Origin of the sequence: Microcystis sp. LE19-131.1A (assembly GCF_027532015.1) — a bacterium.
Taxonomy (GTDB): domain Bacteria; phylum Cyanobacteriota; class Cyanobacteriia; order Cyanobacteriales; family Microcystaceae; genus Microcystis; species Microcystis ichthyoblabe_A.
This window is the reverse complement of sequence record NZ_JAPZSS010000050.1, coordinates 1-6,299: the sequence shown is the minus strand read 5'-3', so window position 1 is coordinate 6,299 and position 6,299 is coordinate 1. Positions and strand designations below refer to the sequence as shown.

Annotated in this window: 6 protein-coding genes and 1 pseudogene; 3 read left to right on the top strand and 4 right to left on the bottom strand. The window is 45.2% G+C overall.

Going from position 1 to position 6,299, the window contains the following annotated elements; genetic code table 11:
* Positions 1–132 precede the first annotated feature (132 nt).
* The 4 genes and pseudogenes from O9323_RS22825 to O9323_RS04285 form a co-directional block, all read right to left on the bottom strand.
* Positions 133–240 (bottom strand): annotated as a pseudogene (locus O9323_RS22825) (DUF1622 domain-containing protein); the annotation flags it as partial.
* A 112-nt stretch (positions 241–352) separates the two neighbouring features.
* On the bottom strand, positions 353–952 hold the full coding sequence (locus O9323_RS04295; RefSeq protein ID WP_002734165.1) for an ATP-dependent Clp protease proteolytic subunit: 600 nt from the start codon (positions 950–952) through the stop codon (positions 353–355).
* Between the two features lie 35 nt (positions 953–987).
* On the bottom strand, positions 988–1,674 hold the full coding sequence (locus tag O9323_RS04290) for an ATP-dependent Clp protease proteolytic subunit (RefSeq protein WP_002733425.1): 687 nt from the start codon (positions 1,672–1,674) through the stop codon (positions 988–990).
* Between the two features lie 139 nt (positions 1,675–1,813).
* The gene (locus tag O9323_RS04285; RefSeq protein ID WP_288124735.1) at positions 1,814–2,800 is read right to left on the bottom strand and encodes a zinc-dependent alcohol dehydrogenase family protein; all 987 of its coding nucleotides are present in this window, start codon (positions 2,798–2,800) and stop codon (positions 1,814–1,816) included.
* Positions 2,801–3,651: 851 nt separating this feature from the next.
* On the opposite strand from O9323_RS04285, the gene glmS reads away from it, so the two are divergent.
* The 3 genes from glmS to O9323_RS04270 are packed head-to-tail and all read left to right on the top strand — an operon-like array spanning position 3,652 to position 6,142.
* Positions 3,652–5,553, top strand: coding sequence for a glutamine--fructose-6-phosphate transaminase (isomerizing) (gene glmS, locus O9323_RS04280; RefSeq protein WP_002753790.1), 1,902 nt, complete (start codon positions 3,652–3,654; stop codon positions 5,551–5,553).
* A 56-nt stretch (positions 5,554–5,609) separates the two neighbouring features.
* On the top strand, positions 5,610–5,912 hold the full coding sequence (locus O9323_RS04275; protein ID WP_002753788.1) for a hypothetical protein: 303 nt from the start codon (positions 5,610–5,612) through the stop codon (positions 5,910–5,912).
* The gene (locus O9323_RS04270; protein ID WP_002753786.1) at positions 5,903–6,142 is read left to right on the top strand and encodes a DUF2283 domain-containing protein; all 240 of its coding nucleotides are present in this window, start codon (positions 5,903–5,905) and stop codon (positions 6,140–6,142) included. Before O9323_RS04275 ends, O9323_RS04270 begins: the two co-directional genes overlap by 10 nt.
* Positions 6,143–6,299: the final 157 nt, after the last annotated feature.

Genomic DNA, 6,299 nt, shown 5'->3' with positions numbered 1-6,299 from the left:
TCCTGTTTTCTCCCCTTTGCTATTAATAAAAGTTATATTTTCTCTGAATTATCTCAACAAAAACTTATCTTCTCAATCGGCTTGAATAATCAATTATCTTTCTCCTGCTGCCCCCTTACTTTTTCAGCAAGCCCTAATTAGTCCGATCACCACACAAGCGATCGAAATACTTTCTAGGCAAAACTTGATGATTGCCACCGCAGAGATCAAGCCTGTTTCTAAAGTTGCTAAAAATTCCATACCCAACAGATATCCTCTTATGGGATTATCCGATCAACCAACCTACCATCTAAGGAAGTTTGTCCAATGGCAGTTAGAACAGGTTTCTCGCCTGTTCTAACCTCTGGCTGACTTAAGCAGGTCTTCCCTCGACCACCTTATCAATTAAACCGTAGGCGACAGCTTCCTCGGCGGAGAGGAAATAATCGCGGTCCGTGTCTTTTTCGATGCGTTCGATGGTTTGTCCGGTGCGATTAGCCATAATTTCGTTTAATTGCTGGCGAATACGCAGGATTTCCTTAGCTTCAATGTCGATATCCGTCGCTTGCCGGCGCCCGGTTCCGCCCATGGGTTGGTGAATCATAATCCGCGCGTGGGGAAGGGCGAGACGCTTACCCGGACTACCGGAAGCCAGTAAAAATGCCCCCATAGAGGCCGCTAATCCCACACAGATAGTCACCACTTCCGCTTTGATGTACTGCATGGTGTCGTAGATGGCCATACCGGCGGTAACGGAACCCCCCGGCGAGTTGATATAGAGATAGATAGGTTTAGTGGGGTCTTCCGAGTCGAGATAAAGCATTTGGGCCACAAGGGCATTGGCTAACCCGTCGGTGACTTCCTGCCCCAAAAAAAGAATGCGTTCCACCGAAAGACGGCTGTAAATGCTAATCCACTGTTCGTATTGGCTACCCGGCAGACGGTAGGGAACTTTTGGCACACCGATAGGCATAATTGGTAACAACTCCTGCTAATTTGTAATAAATCTTAACTAACTTGGGCGAGGGGTTTCGGCAGCTCCTTGCGACTTTCGAGAACGCGATCGATTAATCCGTAGTCTTTCGCCTGTTGTGGGGTGAGATAGAAGGTGCGATCCATATCTTTCGCCAGTTTTTCGGTGGTTTGACCCGTATTTTTCGAGAAAATCTCTAACATCGTCTGTTTGTTGGCGATTACCTCCTTGGCACGAATCTGGATATCGGTGGCTTGTCCTTGGGCCCCGGTGCGATTTTGGTTGAGAACAATGGTAGCGTGGGGCAAGGAGGCGCGAAAACCCTTGGTTCCTGCGGAAAGAATCATCGCTGCAGTTCCCATGGCCTGCCCGATACAGATAGTATGAACGGGAGGTTTAATGTAGTTGAGGGTGTCACAGATGGCGAAAGCTTCCGTTTCGTAGCCGATCGCGTCGCCGGTGTACCAGGATGTGCCGGTAGAGTTGATGTAGAAGAAAATCGGTTTTTCGGGATCGTCAAATTGCAGGTAAAGCAGTTGCGCGATAATTAATTCCGTCACGTCCACCCCGATATTGCGCTTGACATCATCGGAGGAAAATAAGGGCAACCCCAGATAGACAATTCTCTCTTTGAGCAGGAGAGATTCTAAGTCCGGTGGTGGTGTCCGATAGGCTGCATCCCCATAATAGGCAGTTTGTACCGCTTTAATCACTGAGTTCATCGAGTTTTTCCGTCATACACAGTATCCTGCTTTTGATTTTAACGTAATCAGGTTGACCGATTGGCAAAAGTGTAGCGGTGGTTTGCCCTCTCCCTGCTTTAACAACTTCTGCTGCTCACCAGTAGTAACAAGCAGATTTCTAGTCGATAATTAGGGCAATTTTCCCCGTCACTGCACCAGTTTCTAGCAATTGATGGGCGCTAATAGCTGCCGCTAAAGGGAAGGTTTGGGAGAGATGAATAGTTAACTTTTTCTCGTCAATTAAACGCGCTCCTTGTCTGAGAATTTCTGTTTGATATTTTTGCGCTTCTGGCAGTCCCATCAAAGCCGGGGTTAACATTAATTCTAAACTAATCCGCAAATTGCGATCGCGGGCTTCTTTCCAGCTGCCCGTAGGTTCCAAAATCGTCACCATATCGCCGTACACGCGCACCGCTCGGCAAGTTTGCCCAAAAGTTGCCCCTCCCACCGTATCAAAAGCGACATCTACCCCTTTCCCTGCGGTTTCTTCAAGTATCGCCGCGACAAAATCGGTTTGTTTGTATAAAATCGGGTAATCTGCCCCTAATTGCCGCACTAAACGCTCTTTATCGCTATTTCCCACCGTTGTATAAACTTTAGCCCCCCTCAGTTTCGCCAATTGAATCGCAACATGACCAACACCCCCGGCCCCGCCATGAATAAGTACGCTTTGTCCCGACTGGAGACGAGCGCGATCGTAGAGTGCTTCCCAAGCGGTGATTAAAACCAAAGGTACAGCGGCCGCCTCGGCAAAAGAAAGAGATTTCGGCTTGTGGGCTAGATAATCCGCCTCGATCAGGGCATATTCGGCATAATTTCCCGTGCCGGCCCTGCCCAGTCCGCCGCTACAAAAGTACACTTCATCCCCGGGGCGAAAATCCTGCACCGCCGCCCCAACGGCCTCGACAATTCCCGCCCCGTCACAGCCCAAAATGGCTGGCATTTGCTCGGGGTAAAAAGTGCCGCGTTTACGAATTTTTGTATCAATAGGGTTGACACCAGCGGCTTTTAATGCTACTAAAACCTGATGCGGTTGACTAATTTTCGGGGTGGGGACTTGCTGAAGCTGCAGGACATCCACGGCGGTCATGAGGATAGCTTTCATTCTATCTAGGGCTTGCTGAAAAAGTTTTTCCTGGGGGCAGGCATCCCCCCGCCTACCGGCACCCCCCTTATTAAGGGGGGCAGGGGGGATCAGCACCCCCTAATAAGGGGGGATTAAGGGGGGTGTCTGACAACTTTTAACGCCTACCTACTTATATCGTAATCGACTAGAAGCGCAGTTTCAACCCGCTTCTAGTCACCGATTAGAATCCCCATCTCTTGAGAACGGGGAGATGTCAAGTTAAGCAATTGTCTTAACCATCGATAGGCCCTCAAAAATTACAACTTTTTTAGACACATCGCAGCAGATTCGGTGACTTAATTACTTTTTATAAGTTTTTTATATCGAACAGCCGTTAATAGTTGAGAATATTTAAATTTACATTTCGCAATATTTATTTTTTCTTAAGAATTTATTGAAAATAATTCTCATTTGTTTACGAGGTTGCAATACTTCCAGCGATTATGATATAATTTCGCAGTATGAAATGATGGGTTTTTCTGTGCTTTTTAGGGGTTTTAGCTATCTGTTGATCCTGAAAACCCTTGCTAAATCTACACTCACCTATTCAGCAACAGCAATAAATGGCAGTTAAAGAGCCTTTTTTAAGCCCACCCGTTGATCAATTAATTGTGTAGTTTTGTTGCAAAGAGAAAGTTTTTTTGACAAAAAGAACAAAGTGTGCTGCTGAGTGATCTATATTGCTTTTATTTATTCTCCCCACACCCCACACCCCAATCTCCTAGAAGGGAAACTTTGCCCTTACCCCTGCGTCTTGAGCCTCTAAGCAAATAAGTGTCAAGCTTGTGATAGAATGGATTGGACTTAGCCTAAATGGGGTGAGCGAAAGAATGTGCGGAATTGTTGGCTATATCGGAACCCAAACAGCGATCGATATTCTCCTAGCTGGATTGGAACGTTTAGAATATCGGGGTTATGATTCGGCAGGGATTGCCACAATTCTCGAAGGTGAATTACATCGAGTCCGCGCCCAGGGAAAACTCTACAATCTGCGGGAAAAATTAGAACAGGAAGTTAATCCTTCCCAAATTGGCATCGGTCACACCCGTTGGGCAACCCACGGCAAACCCGTAGAAAGTAATGCCCATCCCCACACCGATAACAGTCAACGGGTGGCAGTGGTACAGAATGGCATTGTCGAAAATTTTCAGGCATTAAGAACAGAATTAAAGGAAAAAGGCTGTATATTTGACTCGGAAACCGACACAGAAGTTATTCCCCATCTAATCGCCAGTTATCTACCTAAACCTAGCGATGAAGAAGACTTAGGGGTGAGTCCTTTCCTCAAGGCAGTTTTAAGGGCAATTGAGCGTTTAGAGGGTGCTTTTGCCCTAGGGGTGATTAGTCCCGATTATCCCGATGAATTGATTGTGGTGCGGCAACACGCCCCTTTAATCATCGGTTTTGGTCAAGGGGAGTTTTTCTGTGCCTCCGATGTCAGTGCTTTGGTTCCCCATACCCGGGCAGTGCTGTCCTTGGATAATGGCGAAATCGCTCGGTTAACACCCTTGGGAGTAGAAATCTATAATTTTGAAGGGAAAAGAGTCCGTAAAAGCCCCAGAGTCCTCGATTGGAGTCCGACCAACGTAGAAAAACAGGGTTATCGTCACTTCATGCTCAAGGAAATCCACGAACAACCAGGAGTGGTACGCGACTGTTTAGGGACCTATCTGCATCCCCATTGGACAGCACAAAATGGGGATAATGTCAACCCGATAAATATTAATTTTTCTGAGGAAATTTACGATAATTTAGAACATATTCAGATTTTAGCCTGTGGAACCAGTTGGCACGCTAGTTTAGTGGGTAAATACTTGATTGAGCAGTTGGCAGGTATTCCCACAAGGGTACAGTACGCCTCGGAATTTCGCTATGCACCCACCCCCCTGATGCCCAATACTTTAACCATCGGGGTGACACAATCGGGGGAAACAGCCGACACTTTAGCGGCTTTGGAAACGGAAAAACAGCGTCGTTTAGGATTAGGAAAAAAATATCAGGCCCGGATTATCGGGATTACTAATCGCCCCGAAAGTACCCTAGCACAAATGGTCGATCAGATTATTAATACCCAAGCGGGGATCGAAATCGGGGTGGCGGCAACTAAGAGTTTTACCGCCCAGTTATTGGGTTTTTATCTCTTAGCTTTGGATTTATCCTATCGTCGTCAAACTTTGTCCTTAGAGAGAATCGAGGAAATTATTAATCAAATGCGATCGCTGCCAAGGTCGATCGAAACTGTCTTAGAAACACAGGAAAAAGCGATCGAAGAATTGGCCCATGAATTTAATGACACCCAGGACTTTATTTTCTTGGGACGGGGGATTAATTTCCCCATTGCCTTAGAAGGGGCCTTAAAACTCAAAGAAATCAGTTATATTCATGCGGAAGGCTATCCCGCCGGAGAAATGAAACACGGACCAATCGCGCTTTTAGATGCAAAAGTTCCCGTAGTAGCGATTGCGATGCCGGGGATAGTTTATGATAAGGTTCTCTCCAATGCACAGGAAGCAAAAGCAAGGGATGCGCGGTTATTGGGAGTAGTTGCTGACAGCGATACGGAAGCACCAAAAGTCTTTAATGATTTGTTGTATGTGCCAGAAATTGAGGAATTATTATCGCCAATTTTAACGGTAATTCCCCTACAATTGCTCTCCTATCATATCGCGTACCGTCGCGGTTTAGATGTGGATCAGCCGCGCAATTTAGCCAAAAGTGTCACGGTGGAATAAGATTCGGTTGGGTTGAAAGTGTGGTTTAAAGGTCTATTTACACTGAATCGGAACCTATGAATCTTTATGCGACTTCTCAGAATGGGGTTTTAATTCGTCTGACAGAGGAGAGATGGAAACACATTATCAGTGGACATAGTGAATTAGTATCGTATCAAGCGGAGATATTGGAAACCATTCGCCATCCTGAGAAAATCCTAGTAGGAAACCATCAGGAATTGTTGGCAGTTAAACAAATAGTTTCTGGAAAATATCTAATCGTTATTTATCGGGAATTATCAGAGGGGGGATTTATTATTACTGCTTATTTAACCCGTCGTCTTCGTGAATTAACCAAGAGGCAACAAATATGGCCATAACTAGCATTAATATTCAATCCTATCTTAACTTCGCCAAGATGATTCACGCTCTGCCTCAGCAAGATTTTTGGACAGCTTATGATGCAAAAGCAGATGTTTTGTATATCAATTTTTATCAACCATCTTTACCTGCGGATGATAGCGAATTAACAGATAATGATGTGATTATTCGTTATCAAGGGGATAAGATCATTGGTTTAAGTATTCTCAATGTTAGTAAAATCCAATGATGCTATAAGTAGCTGGTTATAATTAGGGCTTGCTGAAAAAGTAAGGGGGCAGCAGGAGAAAGATAATTGATTATTCAAGCCGATTGAGAAGATAAGTTTTTGTTGAGATAATTCAGAGAAAATATAACTTTTATTAATAGCAAAGGGGAGAAAACAG